The 18,453-nt window shown below is 33.2% G+C and carries 16 protein-coding genes, 1 tRNA gene and 1 other annotated feature; of the genes, 8 read left to right on the top strand and 9 right to left on the bottom strand.

Translation table 11 applies throughout. The annotated features are described in order from the left end of the window. Positions 1–79: 79 nt before the first annotated feature. The 3 genes from KA856_RS00370 to KA856_RS00360 are packed head-to-tail and all read right to left on the bottom strand — an operon-like array spanning position 80 to position 1,444. Positions 80–544: a DUF4188 domain-containing protein gene (locus KA856_RS00370; protein WP_107384165.1), complete on the bottom strand. Its 465-nt coding sequence runs from the start codon at positions 542–544 to the stop codon at positions 80–82. Then, positions 537–1,007: a DUF3021 domain-containing protein gene (locus KA856_RS00365; RefSeq protein ID WP_107386046.1), complete on the bottom strand. Its 471-nt coding sequence runs from the start codon at positions 1,005–1,007 to the stop codon at positions 537–539. The genes KA856_RS00370 and KA856_RS00365 overlap by 8 nt, the downstream gene beginning before the upstream one ends. Continuing rightward, positions 1,004–1,444 (bottom strand): LytTR family DNA-binding domain-containing protein, encoded by a 441-nt coding sequence (locus KA856_RS00360; protein ID WP_107386045.1) that lies wholly within the window; start codon positions 1,442–1,444, stop codon positions 1,004–1,006. Before KA856_RS00360 ends, KA856_RS00365 begins: the two co-directional genes overlap by 4 nt. A gap of 324 nt (positions 1,445–1,768) precedes the next feature. Here KA856_RS00360 and KA856_RS00355 point away from each other — a divergent pair, with 324 nt between their 5' ends. Beyond that, a complete protein-coding gene (locus tag KA856_RS00355; protein WP_181187411.1) occupies positions 1,769–1,930 on the top strand; it encodes a hypothetical protein in 162 nt (53 codons plus the stop codon). 330 nt (positions 1,931–2,260) lie between these two features. On the opposite strand, the gene KA856_RS00350 is transcribed toward KA856_RS00355, so the two are convergent. The 6 genes from KA856_RS00350 to KA856_RS00325 all read right to left on the bottom strand — a co-directional run bounded on the left by KA856_RS00350 (position 2,261) and on the right by KA856_RS00325 (position 11,692). Further along, positions 2,261–4,162 carry a diflavin oxidoreductase gene (locus tag KA856_RS00350; RefSeq protein ID WP_107384162.1) on the bottom strand — a complete coding sequence of 634 codons (1,902 nt, stop codon included), beginning with the start codon at positions 4,160–4,162 and terminating at the stop codon, positions 2,261–2,263. A gap of 454 nt (positions 4,163–4,616) precedes the next feature. Further along, positions 4,617–5,357, bottom strand: a complete 741-nt coding sequence (locus KA856_RS00345) for a cyclase family protein (protein ID WP_210138359.1) — start codon at positions 5,355–5,357, stop codon at positions 4,617–4,619. Positions 5,358–5,381: 24 nt separating this feature from the next. Further along, on the bottom strand, positions 5,382–7,628 hold the full coding sequence (gene metE, locus KA856_RS00340) for a 5-methyltetrahydropteroyltriglutamate--homocysteine S-methyltransferase (protein ID WP_210138510.1): 2,247 nt from the start codon (positions 7,626–7,628) through the stop codon (positions 5,382–5,384). Beyond that, positions 7,622–9,463: a bifunctional homocysteine S-methyltransferase/methylenetetrahydrofolate reductase gene (locus KA856_RS00335; RefSeq protein WP_107386465.1), complete on the bottom strand. Its 1,842-nt coding sequence runs from the start codon at positions 9,461–9,463 to the stop codon at positions 7,622–7,624. The genes metE and KA856_RS00335 overlap by 7 nt, the downstream gene beginning before the upstream one ends. Further along, positions 9,417–10,592: a cystathionine beta-lyase MetC gene (gene metC / locus KA856_RS00330; RefSeq protein ID WP_107386466.1), complete on the bottom strand. Its 1,176-nt coding sequence runs from the start codon at positions 10,590–10,592 to the stop codon at positions 9,417–9,419. The genes KA856_RS00335 and metC overlap by 47 nt, the downstream gene beginning before the upstream one ends. Further along, the gene (locus KA856_RS00325; RefSeq protein WP_107384157.1) at positions 10,589–11,692 is read right to left on the bottom strand and encodes a PLP-dependent transferase; all 1,104 of its coding nucleotides are present in this window, start codon (positions 11,690–11,692) and stop codon (positions 10,589–10,591) included. Before KA856_RS00325 ends, metC begins: the two co-directional genes overlap by 4 nt. 65 nt (positions 11,693–11,757) lie before the next feature. Next, positions 11,758–12,131 (bottom strand) — a binding site (T-box leader). 172 nt (positions 12,132–12,303) lie between these two features. Between KA856_RS00325 and KA856_RS00320 the strand changes: the two genes are divergently transcribed. The 7 genes from KA856_RS00320 to KA856_RS00295 all read left to right on the top strand — a co-directional run bounded on the left by KA856_RS00320 (position 12,304) and on the right by KA856_RS00295 (position 18,443). Beyond that, on the top strand, positions 12,304–13,137 hold the full coding sequence (locus KA856_RS00320) for a ParB/RepB/Spo0J family partition protein (RefSeq protein WP_107386467.1): 834 nt from the start codon (positions 12,304–12,306) through the stop codon (positions 13,135–13,137). 351 nt (positions 13,138–13,488) lie between these two features. Beyond that, positions 13,489–14,634, top strand: a complete 1,146-nt coding sequence (locus KA856_RS00315) for a globin domain-containing protein (protein WP_107385853.1) — start codon at positions 13,489–13,491, stop codon at positions 14,632–14,634. 429 nt (positions 14,635–15,063) lie between these two features. Next, positions 15,064–15,924, top strand: coding sequence for a YhgE/Pip domain-containing protein (locus KA856_RS00310; protein ID WP_245336615.1), 861 nt, complete (start codon positions 15,064–15,066; stop codon positions 15,922–15,924). 14 nt (positions 15,925–15,938) lie between these two features. After that, on the top strand, positions 15,939–16,244 hold the full coding sequence (locus KA856_RS13775; protein WP_245336616.1) for a hypothetical protein: 306 nt from the start codon (positions 15,939–15,941) through the stop codon (positions 16,242–16,244). A 55-nt stretch (positions 16,245–16,299) separates the two neighbouring features. Then, on the top strand, positions 16,300–16,839 hold the full coding sequence (locus tag KA856_RS00305; RefSeq protein ID WP_107385854.1) for a PadR family transcriptional regulator: 540 nt from the start codon (positions 16,300–16,302) through the stop codon (positions 16,837–16,839). A 175-nt stretch (positions 16,840–17,014) separates the two neighbouring features. After that, positions 17,015–17,106: transfer RNA gene (locus KA856_RS00300), tRNA-OTHER, on the top strand. Positions 17,107–17,204: 98 nt separating this feature from the next. Then, entirely contained in the window at positions 17,205–18,443 is a 1,239-nt protein-coding gene (locus KA856_RS00295; RefSeq protein ID WP_210138358.1) for an aminoacyltransferase, read from the top strand. The last annotated feature ends 10 nt before the right edge of the window (positions 18,444–18,453 follow it).

The following is an 18,453-nucleotide window of genomic DNA, read 5'->3' as shown; positions in this document are numbered from 1 at the left end:
GAGCATTTCTATGCCCAAAAATTATTTTAGCATATTCTTATCATATCTATAGCGATAAGACATGATAAGTATTGGTAGGTTAGGTTTGTGTACGTAAGCGTTGTTTAGCAGTGTGTGTAGCTTTGGTTACTTTTTCATTTTTACGCGCTTTTCCTAAACCAAAATCTGGCATATTTATATAAATATTTTCATATTGGTTCGCATCGACATTATAAGTCTCATGATAAAAACCTACAGCATCATTATGCTTAAGTTCTTTCATAAATCGCCGCCACGCTTTTAAATGTACAGGCATTTTTGAATAAGAAAGTAATTTTTCATTAGATTCCCAATATTGAACAATCATCACACCACGATATTTAAATAGCATTTCAAAAGATAAACAACCCAGCGTTTGGTCTTTTGATAATTCTCTGAGCATAGGTGGCATAGATAAGAGTACAGGTAACCATTTATGAATTTTATGCCATTTGTTTATACGAAGCCCTATTAGAAAAACTGTGACCGATGAATTGGGTATTACAGTGTATCTACCTTTATTCATGTTTTTCATCCTTCCTTTTTGAAAGCATAGCGTTAATCTCATTGATATCTTGTTGGTTACGCTTCGTTTCTATTGACCAAATGATAAAATAGACAATGGTATAGATGACGACAAAAGATAATAAAGCTGAAACTTTAAGTGGAAACCAGCCCGCTAGTATTGCTAAAGGTAGCATGATGACGAACATTAAGGTGAAATGAAGTGAAGTTTTAAATAATAAAGATTTTCTAGAATTTGAAAATATGAGTTCCCCAAAACTGAATGTAATACCAATTAATGCCCAGATGGTAACTGCGATAAACATCGTTTGTAATTCACTTAAATATTGAAAGTATAAATGACCCATTGTTGAGACAGGAGAAACTGGATGAAATGAGCTATGTGAAAAAATAGTTGAAAACAATAACGAAATTATAACTCCAATAGTAATACCTGTGATTGCGCCGTGTAATAAACGTTTCATAATTTTAATGCCTCCTTGATTAATGGTAAGTACCTTCTTGATGAATAAGTGAAATCATTATTAGTAAAACGAACTTCAATTGTGCCATTTTTATTGAGTTTCAAATAATCAATATAATTAATATTGATTATTTCAGATTTAGAAATTTGTAAAAAATAGGTGTTGAGTTGAGATTTGATTTCGTATAGTCGTTGATTCATGGTGAATTGTTTATCTGTAGTAATCATAGTTAAGATTTTATTTTCTATGCGAAATGAAATAATGTCTTCTTGTTTTATAAAGTGTGTTTCTCCTTTATATTTTCCGGGAAATAATTTGGTTTTAGATAATTTGTTAATATAGTTAACGATGTCATTCACGTGTTCAGTGTGCTCATTTACTTCAATGATGATTTGATTGTTGTCTAAATTTTGATTATATATTACTTTCACATCCATGCTCAGTTCGCCTCCTTCTTATGATAAGTAAAACAAATATATGTCTGGGTTACCATACTAAATGGATAAGTGGTCGTAATCATATGCTAAATGGCATAATTAACGGTACATTTAGCATTAAAAAACCACCTCAATACGATTAACTGTAAAGTAATTGCTAAGACTGTCGACAAAGTCTCCGAATTTGTTGGCAGTTTTTTATACACGCTTTCCGCGGGCACTGCCTTAGCCTGTAGTCTTCGGCTAGTGCTATTCCCGCAGGAGTCGGCATAAATGACTGCCAATATGATAATATATGTAAATTAAGCAGTGATGGTGTTTATTATGTTAAATAAATCAATTGATAAAAGAGATCAATATGAAATGATTTCTATCTTTAACTTAGTCGCTAATAGTCATTTATTACGTAAAGTCGATGAGATATTAGATTTAAATTTTGTATATGAACTTGTCGAAGACAAATATTTGAGAAAATATAAGAAATAGCTATCAAAACAATTTAATAGATCACTCATCTTTATTTATTGATTCTATGCATATTAAAGCAAATGCAAATAAGAATAAGTATACTACTGAATTAGCTGAGAAGGACACACTCCATTTTCAAGAAGCATTAAATAATGAAATTAACGAATAAAGATTAGTTCAAGGGGAAAAGTCCTATTTGAAAAACGATATAAATAGAAAATAAACAAACCCTTCGCAAATTAATGCGAAGGGTTTGTCTATTTTCTGTACGATTGACTTTAAAGTAATCGCTGAGGTGGTTGTAGGATTAAAAGCGATGGGATGATAGCGTAGTGTCTGGCGCAAGTATCAATAAACATCACGTTGATATCTTTGATTTTTAATTAGTTCTGTTAAATAGTCTTCTGCTTGTGCTTGATTAAAGTTACCGTGCTGAATGAGTACATTGACAAAGGATTGGTGTACACCTTTTGCCATCTCTTCTTTGTCACCACAAAGATAAATGGTTGCACCATTTGTTAGCCATTGATAAAAATCTGCCCCATTTTCTTCAATTCGGTGTTGAACATAGATTTTATTTTCTGTATCTCTTGAAAATGCTAAATCTAGTTTGCTAAGCACGCCTTGATCTAGCCATAATTCTAAATCATTACGATATAAGAAATCTGCATCAACATTTTGGTTTCCAAATATGAGCCATTGGTTTCCTTTAAGTCCTAAATGTTCTCTTTGTTGGAGATATGCTCTGTAAGGCGCAATGCCAGTACCTGCTCCAATCATAATGACTGGTGTTTGCTCATCATAAGGGAATTTAAAATTTGGATTCTTTTTAAGATAAACAGGTAATTTATCGCCTAATTGTGTACGATCTGCAAGTTGTACAGAGCATACGCCATGGCGTTCACGATGATGTGCTTCATATTTAACCACGCGTACAGTTATATGGACGGTATGTGGGTTTACTTGATTGCTGCTGGCAATAGAGTATTCTCTAGGTGGCAGTTTTCTTAATAAGTCTTTTAGCATATCAGGTGACAGCGCGACAGGTGTAAAATCTTTAATTAAATCTATGAAATCTCTGCCATAAATATAATCTTGCACCCATTCCTTGTTTTGTACATTTGCATTTAGCATAGGATTTCCAAATAATGCAGCTGCATTATTTAATATAGATGGTGTTAATTTAGCAATTTCAAACTCATTCGTAAGTGCATCTTGTATAGTAGCACTATTGCCGTTATTGTCTATATCTATGGTTGTTGTGCTATCCCAACCCAATGTATTGATCACTTCTGCTACAAGTTCTGGATTGTTTTTAGGGATAATTACTAAACTGTCTCCAGGTTCATAGGCTTCGCCATATCCCTCTAAAGATAATTCAAGATGTCTGACTTCACGGGTAGCAGTTGGTTCAGTTAACACACTATTTTTGATGATTTCAGCATAAAATGGATGTGTTTTTGAATAAGCTGCTTGTGGTTCTTCGACAACAACATCTTCATCTTTGGGTTCATTGTTTTGACTACCGGGAGACATTTGAGACAAAAGTTCAAGCATGTCAATAATCCATTGCTCAGACACTTCTTCAAAATCAAAGTCACATTCAACACGATCAGCTAAACGATGACCGCCTAAATCACCTAAGATTTTGTCGAAATCTTTACCTGCTTGGCAGAAATCAGGGTAATCTTGATCACCTAACGCGAGTACTGAGAAGTTTAAATGACTTAAATCTGGTGCCTCATCGCTATGCAGGTAGTCATAAAAATCTAACGCATTAATCGGAGGTTCACCCACGCCATGCGTTGAGGTAATGATAAACACATGGTTAACTTTCGATAAGTCCTCTTGAGGAAAGTCATCCATTTCCCACGTGTGAACTGTAAAATCGTGTTCTTTTAATTTCGTTTCAAATTCATCAGCAATTTCTTCAGCATTGCCTGTTTCTGTACCAAATAAAATGTTAACTTCGATGGGTTCATCTGTAGATATTGTCGAATGTGACGTATCTTCTGTTGGTGCTTCAGCAGTAGTTGTGTGAATGGATGATGTTGATTCAGCTGTTGCGTTTGAGTGCTCTGATGGTTCAGGATGATCAGTATATTGTAATGGGTCACCTTCATCTGTAGAAGCATTAAGCAAATAGCCGCTTAACCAAGACTGTTGATTTGATGACAGTGTTGGCATGAGTTGTTGTATAAGTTCCAATTGATTTTCATCAAAAGGGGAATTTGTTCTATTTAATTCCAAAAAGGTCACCTCGTATTGTATTAAAAATTTATAGTAAAGCATGAACAATAACACGCTATTTATATAATAGAATTTAATTGAAGTATAACATTGATTTTAATTTTTTAAATGATAGAGATTATCATCTGTCAAAAATCCAACTTATGACCTATGTATTTATTCAATAAAAGTGGGACGGGATAGAAATCAAATATGGTATTTGATATCAAATTCCCGCCCCAATTAAGTTGGTAATATGATTTAATATGTTGGCTTCTATAAACAGCAAATGATAATGATCTGTGTAGTATCATTTCAAATAGTTACGTATCAACATGATCATACTTTAGAATGTATTTATTATTTATAAAAGAGAAATATCAATATAAGAAGTGCTCAATTTCTTATATATTATAATGGCTAGGTTTTATAAGTTTCATATTATAGAGGCGAAATGGACGGTTTCGCATCATGTTTATGGTTTGATAGCAAAGGCACGTATTGGAAATCCAGGTGCTTTGTTTGGTTTTGGACTAATAGCATAAATAATGGCACCTCGTGTAGGCAGTTGATCCAAATTCGTTAGTAACTCAAGTTGGAAAGTATCTTGACCTAATACGTAACGCTCACCGACAATATCACCATTTTTGGCAACATCTATGGAAGCATCTGTATCGAATGTTTCATGGCCGATAGATTTGACTTGTCTATCTTCTAGTAAATATTGTAAGGCATCCAAGCCCCAACCAGGTAAGTGAAGTTGTCCTTCTGCATCTTTATTTTCAAAGCGTTCAATATCTGGCCATCGTTTGGACCAATCGCTACGAAAGGCAACAAAAGTGCCAGGTTCGATTGAACCATGTTCAGCTTCCCATTGCTTAATATGCTCACGCGTTAAAATAAAGTCAGCATCAGCTGCTACTTCTTGTGAAAAATCTAAAACAACTAGTGGTAATACGAGTTCTTTTAAATCAATCTCATGAAGATAGCGTGTTTTTTCGACAAAATGTATCGGCGCATCTATGTGTGTCCCATACTGAGTCACAATATTCCAATTTTGGACATAGAAGCCATCGTCAGCAACATTAAATAGTGTAGAGACTTTTGCGCGTTCAAATTCACTAAAACATGGAATGGTTTCATCAAATGTATGGGTTAAATCTACCCATGTTGAAGTTTTTAATTGTTCTAACTGCTCCCATAGTGGATAATTCATTGATATCACCTTCGTCATTAATGATTAAACTGTTGCTGGATTTGTTGATTTACGTAATTTGTCTACTGAATTCACAAGCACAGTCAATGCTTCTCTTACTTCGTCCTCTTTACGTGTTTTCAAACCACAGTCTGGATTAACCCAGAATAAAGAACGGTCAATTTCTTGTAAAGCGCGGTTAATCGCTTCTGTAATTTCAGATTCAGTAGGGATACGTGGACTATGGATATCATATACCCCTAATCCGATACCTAAGTCATAAGTAATATCTTCAAAATCTTTAATTAAGTCTCCATGGCTACGAGATGTCTCTATTGAAATAACATCTGCATCTAAATCATAGATAGCATGAATGATTTGTCCAAATTGAGAATAGCACATATGTGTATGAATTTGCGTTTCATCGGCAACAGATGACGTAGCTAATTTAAATGAACGCACAGCTTTATTAAGATAATCTTCATGATATTCTGAACGTAATGGTAAACCTTCTCTCAATGCAGGTTCATCAACTTGAATAATTTGGATACCAGCTTTTTCTAAAGCTAAAACTTCTTCATTAATCGCTAATGCAATTTGATCCTGTACAGTTTCACGCGGTAAGTCTACACGTTCAAATGACCAATTCAAGATAGTCACTGGTCCTGTAAGCATACCTTTTACTGGTCTATCCGTTAAACTTTGTGCATAAAGTGTCTCTTTTACTGTTAAAGGCTCTGTCCATTTTACATCACCATAAATGATTGGTGGTTTTACCGCACGCGAACCGTATGATTGCACCCATCCATACTTCGTCACTAAGAAGCCTTGTAATTTTTCGCCGAAGAATTCTACCATGTCATTTCGCTCAAATTCACCGTGTACTAAGACATCTAAGCCGATATCTTCTTGGATTTTAATCCAGCGCGCAATTTCATTTTTTAAGAATGTTTTATAATCTTCATCTGTAATTCGATTATTTTTCAAATCTGCACGGAATTTTCTTACTTCTTGCGATTGCGGGAACGATCCAATCGTTGTCGTTGGTAAATCAGGTAAGTTAAGACGTGCATCTTGTGCTTTTTTACGCACTTTAAATGGTGACTGACGTGTAGTGCGTACACTGTCGAAATCATACTCTAGATTTTTGAATGATTGATTTTGGAAGCGTTCATAACGTGCTTTTAATTCATCAAATTTTTGGCTGTCATTGTCATTAAATAATCGTCTTAATGCATCTAATTCATCTAATTTTTCAGTGGCAAAACTCAAGCCCTCTGCGATAGATTCATCTAATGTTTCATCGTCTAATGATACTGGCACATGTAATAGAGAAGAAGATGGTTGAATGACAAGGTTATTTGTAGCATTTTGTAATGTGTCGATTAATGATTTTTTAGCTTCAATATCTGCTGCCCACACATTACGACCATCTATAATACCTGCATAAAGTGATTTGTTTTTGTCTAAGTCTCCATCTTTAATTTGTTTTAAGTTATAGCCATTATCATGTACAAAATCTAAACCTAATCCTTTTACAGGTAAGCTGTTTAGGAATTTTAAATTTACACGTTCAAAATAAGTTTGAATCACAAGGTGATTACTTACGCCTGCTTCGTCAAAATAGTTATAAGCAGTACGTGTAATATCTTCAAATGATGCACTATCATCTTCCACAAGTACAGGTTCATCGATTTGAATGTATTCCGCTCCTGCATCTACTAAAGACTGTAAAACTTCTTTATATAAAGGCAGTAATGTATTTACTTTTTCTTCAAATGATTGTGAACCTCCCTTAGAAAGTTTTACGAATGTTATTGGGCCCACGATCACTGGGTGTGCATTCACGTTAATAGATTGTGCATATTTGAAACGCTCTAATAATACGTTGTCATTCAATTTTGGCTCTACGTTGTCCCATTCAGGTACAATATAATGATAATTTGTGTTGAACCATTTGATCAATGCACTTGCAACATGTTCTTTATTACCTCTGGCAATGTCGAATAATAAATCATTGTCTAATGCTCTGCCTTGGAAACGTTCTGGAATAATGTTGAATAATAAAGATGTATCAAGAATATGATCATAAAGAGAGAAATCTCCGACAGGGACACTTGTTAAATTATAATTCTTTTGTAGCAATAAATTCTCTTTATGCAAGTCTGTTAATTGTTGATTTAATGTAGGGGCGTCTATTTTATTAGCCCAGTAACTTTCTATTGCTTTTTTCCACTCTCTTTTTCTACCTAATCTTGGGAAACCTAAATTTGATGTTTGAATTGTCATAATATTGCCTCCTGTTTACTTGAAGTAATTGATTGTGAATATGATGCAAGTGCTAAAGTGTAATCTACTTTCTGGAACGGTGTAATTAAATATAAACCGTTAAAATATTTATGGACGGTATCTATAAGTTCCTTAGAAAGTTTAAGGCTTAATGCTTTCGTTTTTTCTTTATCATCTTTAACAGCTTCAAATTGTTCTAAAATGTCTTCGGACAGTTTAATACCAGGCACTTCGTTGTGTAAAAATAGTGCATTATTATAGCTAGTGACTGGCATAATGCCAATAAAGAATGGTACGTCCAAATGTTTGGTTGCTTCATATATTTCTTCGATTTTTTCGGTGCTATAAACTGGCTGTGTTATAAAGTAGTGCGTGCCACTTTCTATTTTTTTCTCAGCACGTTTGACTGAACCTTCGAGTTTACGAACATTCGGATCAAAAGCACCTGCGATGTTGAAATTTGTTTTCGTCTTCAGCGCATCACCATCAGTGTTAATACCTTCGTTAAAGCGTAATGCAATTTCTGTTAAACCTTTGGAATTCACATCGTAAACATTCGTTGCTCCTGGCAAGTGACCAATTTTTGATGGATCTCCTGTAATGGCTAATATTTCATTCACATTTAGTAAGGATAAGCCTAATAAATGTGATTGCAATCCAATGAGATTACGGTCGCGGCAAGTAATGTGAACGAGCGGTTCAATATTATATTGTTGTTTGATAATACTCGCTGCTGCAACATTACTGATACGCACAGTGGCTAAGGAGTTATCTGCTAAGGTCACCGCATCAATTTGAGCATCGTCGAGTTTTTTGATATTTCTGAAAAATGTTTCTGTATCTAAGTGCTTTGGCGTGTCTAATTCTACTATAATTGTAGGTTGTGCTTTAACTTTAGTTGTTAAATTTTGTTGCTGTGTCTTGGCATATGAAGGGCTATTGTATTTTTTTATAGGAATTACATTTTTACTGGATACCGGTTTGAGATTGGCTACTGAGGACTTAATGTATTGAATATGTTCTGGTGTAGTCCCGCAACATCCCCCGATAATCCTAACGCCTTCTTTAATTAATTGTTCCGCCACTTTACCAAAGTATTCGGCATTGTCACTATATTTAAATCGACTATTTTCAATATCTAATAAACTTGCATTGGGATAGCAAGATAAATACGCATTGTCAGGTAATTCAATATGTGAAAAAGATTGCTGCATGTGATGAGGACCATGGTGACAATTGAGTCCAACGATATCAGCGCCACTGTCAACAACCCGTTGTAAAGCTGTATTAATTTCTGTACCATCTCTTAAATAATTTGTGTTTAAAGCAGTTAATTGAGCAATGATAGGAATATGATGTTTTCGTTTTGTAGCTTTAATAATATTAGTAAGCTCTTCTAAATCATAATAGGTTTCAAAAAGTAAACCATCGACACCTTCTTCAACTAAAGTATCTACTTGGATTTCGGTATGATATTGAATGGCTTCTAAACCTAAATCTTCCTGTTTCACACCTCTAAATCCACCCACAGTACCTAATATAAATGTTTCGTCATTAGCTGCTTTTTTGGCAATTTGTACTGCGGCTTTGTGTATTTCTTTAACTTTGTGTTCTAAACCAAATACTTTTAATTTTTCAAAGTTTGCACCATAAGTATTGGTCTGAATAATATCAGCACCAGATTCAATGTAGGAGCGGTGTATCCGTTCTATTTTGTCAGGATGGGTTAAATTATATGCTTCTGGACAAGTATCTAAACCATCAGAATATAGAATGGTTCCCATTGCACCATCAGCGACTAAAATGTTCTGTTTCAGTTTGTTGATGAGTTGACTCATTGAAAGCCTCCTTCAGTGCGTAGTTTAAATCAGCAATTAATTCGTCAGCATTTTCTAAGCCCACACTTAATCTGAATAATCCAAACGTTATATTGCGTGCTTCACGAACTTCTTTTGGTACAGCAGCATGAGACATAGTAGCAGGGTGAGATAAAATAGTCTCGACACCACCCAAACTTACAGAAACAAGTGGCAGTGTGAGTGCATCTACAAAGGCTTGTGCCTTCGATTCATCTTTAAGTCTTAAACCTAAAACAGCACCACCATGTTTTGCTTGAGACAAGTGTAACTTGTCATTTCCCGGGTAATAAACTTCTGCAATTTCTTCACGCTGCGATAAGAAATCATAAACTTTCTGTGCATTTTCCACAGATTGATTGAAACGTACAGACAATGTTTTTAAGTGTTGTGCTAATGTCCAGCAATCATGTGCAGATAGTGCAGTTCCAGTACCGTTTTGTAATAGATAAAGTGCGTCTGCTACTGCTTTATTGTTTGTGATAGCAGCGCCAGCAATAATATCACTATGGCCACCCAAGAATTTTGTAGCGCTATGTACGACGATATCTGCACCTAAAGCTAAAGGTGACTGACCAAGTGGCGTCATAAATGTATTATCAACAGCGAGTAATAGTTCGTGTTGTTGTGTAATACGAGAGACGCCTTTAATATCAGTGATTTTAAATAATGGATTAGATGGTGTTTCAATATAAACTAGTTTTGTATTTGATTGAATGGCTTCCTCGATTTCTTGTAATTGCGTTGTGTCTACCGTCGTAAACTGAATATTAAAACGTGTTAAGATTTGTTCTGTTAATCTGAAAGTACCACCATAGACATCATCGGGTAGAATGACATGATCACCTGCATTTAATGTAAGCAGTACAGCTGAAATAGCTGCAATACCTGATGCGTAAGCAAATGCGTAATCGCCGCCTTCAAGTGCTGCTAATTTTTCTTCTAACAAAGCACGATTAGGGTTGCCACTTCGCGCATAATCATATTTAGCATCGCCACCTAAACCTTTTTGATGAAATGTCGAAGAAGCATATAATGGTGGGTTAGCTGAATCGTATTCAACACCTCTTTGTGCGTCAAATATCACTTCTGTTTCTTTTGATAAACTCATATAATCACGCTTTCTTTAGATTTTTCTAATGCTTGTATAATGTCTTGTTCAATATCTTCGTAATCTTCAACACCGATGGATAATCTTAGTAAATGTTCATCAATGCCTCGTTTTTCTTTTTCTTCATCTGGCATATCAACGTGTGTTTGTGTATATGGAAATGTTATAAATGTTTCTGTTCCGCCTAAACTTTCTGCAAAAATACATACTTTTAAGTTTTCTAAAAATTTATCGGCTTTATAATTTTTATTTAAACGTAGACTCATCATTCCTGTTCGACCACAATATAAGACTTGGTCAATGCCTTTTAAGTTATAACATCGTTTGGCTAATAATTGAGCATTATATTCTGAACGATCCATTCTTAAGTGCAATGTCTTTAAACCACGTTGTAGTAAGTAGCTGTCAAAAGGTGATAAAGTTGCACCAATCATGTTATGAAATTCACCTAATTTTTCAGCCAAATTTTCGTCTTTAACTGTCACTACACCAGCAAGTACATCATTATGACCACCTATGTATTTCGTAGCAGAATGTAGTACAATATCTGCACCATCTTCAAGTGGTGTTGAGAGATATGGTGTTAAAAAAGTGTTGTCTATAATCGTCAATAAGTGATGTTTTTTACTTAAAATATAATATGGATCAACATCTACTTCTTGCATTTGTGGGTTTGAAATCGTTTCTATAAATAGTGCTTTGGTATTTTCTGTAATGTTTTCTTTGACTGTTTCATAGTTTAAGAAATCTACATATTTGAAATGTACACCGTATTGTTGCTCATAAAAATCAAATAGTCTAAATGTGCCACCATAAAGGTCGAATGAAACGAGTATTTCATCGCCAGCTTTAAATAAATTACATATTAATTGTATGGCTGCCATGCCACTTGCAGTTGCAAATGAAGCAGTACCACGTTCTAACTTAGCAAATGATTCTTCAAAAGCTGAACGGGTAGGATTTTTAGTTCTTGTATAATCAAAACCAGTTGATGTTCCTAAATGAGGATGCTGATATGCTGTTGATAAATAGATTGGATTTGCAATCGCTCCTGTTGCATCTTGTGTCAGTGCAATTTGTGATAACTCAGTATTTTTCATAATACAGATAACCTCCTTTAAAAAATAAAAAAAGCTTCCGTCCTTTAAACCCGACTCAATCGGATGTAAAGGACGAAAGCTTAGCTCGCGGTACCACCTTTGTTCATTACTTTATCACTAAAGTAACCTTATCCAGTACGCCAAATTGCATTAATTACTTGTACTGAACTTGCGCTACCGTAATATGTCCAAATAAAAAACTCACTGCCACTGAAAGTGAAATGAGTATTAACGACATATGCAACGCTTGGAATAATCCAGTACGCCATTAAACAAAATGTTAATACTGTATCGCTATAACGGGCGATCCCGTTGACACCTCATATTGGCATCAACACTCAAAGGCCATTTTCAAACTTTCTTTCTGTGTCTTCTTTCAGCAGGTGAAGACTCTCTGTGTCAGCAGTGTAAGTTCTACTTTCCTTATTACTGTGTGTTGCTATTTCGAATTTGTTATCACTTAGATTACACATTAAAATAACTTTTGTCAATAACTTATCTGAAAATTTTGATTTAACCGATAATTTAAAATAATATTTTTCATTGTTACTGTGATGATATACTATGTTTAACTAAAAAAATTATTTTATTTAAGAAAGTAGGTGTAAAAAATGAATGATTCTATAGATGAACGACTCAAAGTAGATAACAATGCGCACGTAAAAGAAATTGCTATTAACAGCATTAAACCTAATCCTTATCAACCTAGAAAAACATTTGATCAAGAACGTTTAGAAGATTTAGCTGAGTCGATAAAACTTCATGGTATTTTACAGCCTATCGTGTTACGAAAAACAATATCTGGTTATAACATTGTAGTTGGAGAGCGACGTTATCGAGCTTCAAAACTAGCAGGATCAACGACAATACCAGCTATTGTAAAAGTGCTATCTGATGAAGACATGATGGAACTCGCTGTGATTGAAAATTTGCAGCGCGAAGATTTAAATGCGATTGAAGAAGCAGAAAGTTATCGTAAGCTAATGGATGATTTAGAGCTGACTCAACAAGAAGTTGCACAGCGATTAAGTAAATCTAGACCTTATATTGCCAACATGTTGCGTTTACTACAATTGCCTAAGGAAATTACTCAAATGGTTAAAGATAATAAATTATCAGGTGCACATGGACGTACATTATTAGGGATAAAAGATAAACAAAAGATGAAAAGCATTGCTAAGCAAGCCTTCCAGGAGTCTTGGAGTGTACGTACATTAGAACAGTATGTAAATGAAAACAATGAAGATAAAAAAAAGATTATAGAAAAACAACAAGCAACTAAAAAACCAAAGTTTATTCAACAGCAAGAGCGACAACTAAAAGAACAATATGGTTCAGCTGTGACGATTTCTAACAAAAATAAAAAAGGTTATATCACCTTTGAATTTAAATCCGAAACGGAGTTCAGAAGGTTGATACACCAATTGAATGAGAAATATAATTAAAATAGAATTTTTATCTGTTAATTAATAAGTGTAAAGCATTTTTAAAACATATTAATAAGAGTAAATAAAAAAGTTAAAACCACAAGCCAACTCATTTATCGTCCGGTGCATGTGGTTTTTAATTTTTGTTAAAACTAATTTCTAAAAAAATATATTTTATTTTAAATTATATTATGAATGAAAGTAAGCAATGATTTCCTATATGTTGTCTTTTAAAAAATTGTTAATCATAAAATAGTTACAAATTAATGAATATTGAATGTGAAAATTATGTGAAATAAAACACATTCTCTTGTAAGTAAACGAATGGCGTACAATAATGGAGGTGAAGGAATAACTAGGAGGGGTTTTATGTTAAATCAAGAAGAAATACAGACTATAAGAGAAACGATACCATTATTAAAAGATAAAGGGCAGACAATAACATCAACTTTCTATAAAAGATTATTTGAACAACATCCTGAATTGAAAAATATATTTAATCAGACTAACCAAAAAAGAGGGTTACAATCTTCTGCATTGGCGATGGCAGTGTTAGCAGCGGCAGAAAATATCGAAGACTTATCACCGATTGTTCCCGCAATTATGCCTGTGGTTTACAAACATTGTGCTTTACAAGTAAAAGCTGAGCATTATCCAATCGTTGGTGAAAATTTAATTTGGGCAATTCAACAAGAGACTGGTTTAAAAGAAGACGATCCTATTATCCAAGCTTGGATTAAAGCATATGGAGAAATTGCTGATGCATTTATCGGTTTAGAAAAAGAAGTATACAGTAAAATGGCTTGGGATGGTTTTAAACCATTTACTGTAACAAATATCACTGATGAAACTGAAATAATTAAATCATTCACAGTAACATCTGACGACATTGATTTAAGTCAATTTGTACCTGGACAATATATTACAGTAGACATATCTAGTGAGAAGTTGCCATACAGAGCTAAAAGACATTATTCTATTGTAGATGGTGACAAGGATTTCTTAACATTCGGTGTACGTAGAGACGTTACGGAAGAACATGAAGGTGAAGTATCTACAGTGCTACACGATGAAGTGAACGTTGGAGACACTCTATTGCTATCTGCACCAGTTGGTGGATTTGGATTGGCAAACAAAGATAACAAACAATTATTCTTAGGCTCTGGCGTAGGTGTTACACCTCTCGTTTCAATGTATAAAGAAGCAGTTGATGCTGGTTTAACTTCAACATTCCTTCAATCAACATCCGATGCTCAAAATGTAGCATTTGAAGAAAATTTAGAAGCAATCACAGCACAATCTTCAGTAGCACAATTTGATAAACATTTCCGTGATCAAGACGGATTTATAGACGCTGAACAATTAAAACAATACCTTGATGGTGAAACAGAAGTTTATGTATGTGGTGGTAATTCATTCTTAAAAGCTATGATTCAAGAATTACAAAAATTAGAAGTACCAATGGAGCATATTCATTTTGAAACATTTATCCCAAGATTGAGCTTTTCAGTGTAATTTAACTCGGTTTACACATTTTATATAGATTCAAAAAATATTATAAAATAAACATGGTATTTTATTTATCTGAAGACCTTTCATTTTTATTAAATAAAGCCCTCGACTTAATAGCTTAGTCGGGGGTTTTTTTATTTTACACTGCGCAAATATTTTTCAAATAAATCAAAAATATAAAGATATAGTGCCAGTTAAGTATACTTTGTAATTAGCAAAACAATTTGAGCATAAATTGTATGTATACAAAGCATTTTTACCCTCTATACACATAAAAATAGACATTCAGTTGTCGTATAACGTTTCGTAAAATAATGAAAATTCTAGGTTTATATAATTGACCTATTAAATCCAAAAGAGTAGTATAAACAAAGTACTTTGTTAAAAGTACTTTTATAAAACTATATATGTGTATTAGAGAGGATAATTAAGATGAAATTTAGTGCTTTTTTAAAAACAAAAGGGGCAGTTGGCGCAATATTCATGGGGATTTTTTATGGATTAGTGATGTTGGCCATCTTTTTACCTGGTTACAAAGCGATGCCAGGTAATATTGATAAATTACCGATTGCGATTGTTAACGACGATAAAGGGGATTACGGTAACCAAATATCAAAACAATTGAACAAAAGTTTACCGTTCGATCATATTAAAAAAGATATTTCTAATGCGAAAGCAAATAATCAGTTGGAACATAATAAATTAAATCTTGTTATTCATATACCTCAAGATTTTTCAAGTGATTTAAAATCTGAAAAAGCTACACCAGGACTAGATTTTAAAGTGAATGACGCTTCTCCAACGATGATTAGTCAATCTATGGATTCAATCGGAAGTGAAATTAATAGTCAGCTTAGTAAACAATTTTCTAACCAAACTACAGAAGGTGTTTTACAACAAGCAAAAATACCTGATGAACAAATGGACGGCTTAATTAAGCAAATAAATGCCTCATATTCTGGTGACATTACTCATATGAATAAAATGCCATCAAGCATGAATTTTAAAATGTTACCTATGTTTTTAACTTTAGCTGGATATGTAGGAGCAATGATTGGAGCGATGCAATTAGTTAGTGCATTTAAAGAAAACAGAAACAAGGCTAGTAAAACTAAATTGTTCATCTATGTTCAACTAACAGCCTTAATCATTGGACTAGCTTCTTCTGTAATTTCGTTAGGTATTGCTTATTTAGTAAATGATTTAGAAGCTGATAAATTCTTAAGTATTTTTGGCCAATTAGTATTGAATTATTGGGTTTCCTTTAACTTACTGCAATCGTCGTTTTCCTAATAGGTCAGGCAGGTATGATTTTAAATATTCCTATTTTACTCATACAAACAATTGCTAATGGGGCAACAATGAGTCGTGATATGATGCCTACAGTTTATAACTGGATGAGTCATATTTCACCAATGTATTATTCAGTGCAGGGTCATTTTGCAAACATTTTTGGAAGTGTGTCACAAACACCATATATTTTATCTATGGTAACTGTAGGTGTCGTTGCCATGTTGGTTAATATTGTTATCGTAACTTTTGTTTATAAAAAAGAACCCGATGTTGTTTTTGAGCATTACAAAAATACTAACGAAACACTTGCAAACTATTAATATCTTCTTTGATTCTGTTAAAATAAAGGTATTATGAGAAAAGGAGACTTTAATAATGTCTATCCAAATATTTATATTAGGGAAATTAATGGAAAAAAACAGTTATCCTTATTTATTAAAAAAACAGCTATCAGAACCAATACCTTTTGATAAAATGAGCGGACTAACAGAAAGTAAACTTTATTATAATTTTGAAGCATTATCCAAAAAAGGCCTTGTAGAAATAGTGGAGACAATTAAAGAAGAAAATCGTCCGGATAAGCAAGTATTTCAAATTACTGAAAAAGGTAAACAAACTTTGCCTAAATTGATATATAAGTTGTTCGAGAACACTAAAGAAATTAGTGAAATGTATGTTGGTGTTGCTTACCTTAAATTTGTAGATAATCAAAAAGTAATCAATATCTTGGAAAGCAAGATTCAAGATAATAAACAAATGTTAATAGAAGCACAAGAGATAAAGCACAAAATTCAAGTAACGCCTGAAAATGAAGGGCTTTTAAATTTTATGTCGGATCACTTTACCACTAAAACAAGTAATACAATTCATTTTTTAGAAAAACTAATAACACTTATTGAAAATGAAAATGTATGATATTAAAGAAGGAACGAGTAACGTAAGAACGGTTACTTGTTCCTTCTTTGTTGTTGTGAAAAGATGGTGCCTTATAGATATGGATTTGCAATGAAAAAAGGTTTTAATATATTTTAAACAATACTTTCATTTTCTGTAAATGAGTAGTACAATATAATCAAATAATTAAAATTTTGGAGGGATACCCAAGTCTGGCTTAAGGGAAATTAATAGTTAATATTAATTAGAAGCATCTTGCTTGCGTTGGTTCGAATCCTTCTCCCTCCGTTGAAAATCATTTAGCCAAGCCTTCCTAGTGCTTGGTTTTTTTAATGATATATAAATATTGTTCAATGCATTATAAATTAAGAGAAAGTAGGTTTACAATGTATTTCACTCACTTGAAAGTTGATGAATTTGAAAATTTTACTCATAATCATGCCTCACATTACACACAAAGTGCCAACCATTTTCATTACAGAAACCAACATAAAAACGATGTGCATATTGTAGGTGTTAAAGATAACGAAGATAATGTTATAGCAGCATGCCTTTTAACTGAAGCACGTTCCTTTAAATTTTTTAAATATTTTTATACGCATCGAGGACCTGTTTTGGATTTTTCGGATTATCAGTTAGTAAGGTTTTTCTACAAAAATTTAACTAAATATTTAAAAAAGCATCGTGGTTTATATGTTTTAACAGATCCATACACGTTAGAAAATATAAGAAATACTCAAGGTGAAATATTAGAAAGTTATAACAATAAACCACTTATTAAGACTATGGAAGATATCGGTTATAAACATCAAGGGTATACAGTAGGGTATTCTCAAATAAGTCAAATTCGTTGGTTATCTGTTCTGGATTTGAAGAACAAAACTGAAGATGACCTACTTAAAGAAATGGATTATCAAACACGTAGAAATATTAAGAAAACATACGAGATGGATGTACAAATACGTACACTCCCTATTGAGGAGACTAGTAGATTTTTTAAATTATTTAAAATGGCTGAAGAAAAACATGGTTTTAAGTTTAGAGATCAGCATTACTTTAAAGAAATGCAAAATATTTATCATGATAATAGCATGTTAAAATTAGCATATATCGATTTGTCAGCATTGTTAGTCAAACAAAATAAACAATTAGAAAAATTAAATGAAGACTTAGAAAATATTAAAGCGCGCTTAGAAAATAATCCTAACTCGAAAAAAAATAAAAATAAGTATGAGCAGGGTTTACAACAAATAAAAGCACAACAAAGAAAAGTAACCGAAACAGAAGCATTAATCAAAACAGATGGAACCATATTGGATTTAGCAGCTGCACTTTATATTTACAACGATCATGAAGTTTATTATCTTTCAAGCGGCTCCAACCCTAGATACAATACATATATGGGTGCCTATAGATTGCAATGGGAAATGATAAAATTTGCGAAAGCGCACAATATCCATCGTTATAATTTTTACGGTATAACAGGAGATTTCAGTGAAAATGCTGAAGATGCTGGTGTACAAAAATTCAAAGCAGGCTTCAACGCGCATATAGAAGAGTATATTGGAGATTTTATTAAACCAATAAGACCTTTACTTTATAAAATATATGCATTAATAAAATAGGATTGATTTA

This window comes from Staphylococcus sp. GDB9P120P, assembly GCF_017893435.1.
Taxonomy (GTDB): Bacteria; Bacillota; Bacilli; order Staphylococcales; family Staphylococcaceae; genus Staphylococcus; species Staphylococcus cohnii.
This window is presented reverse-complemented; position numbering and strand designations above follow the sequence as displayed.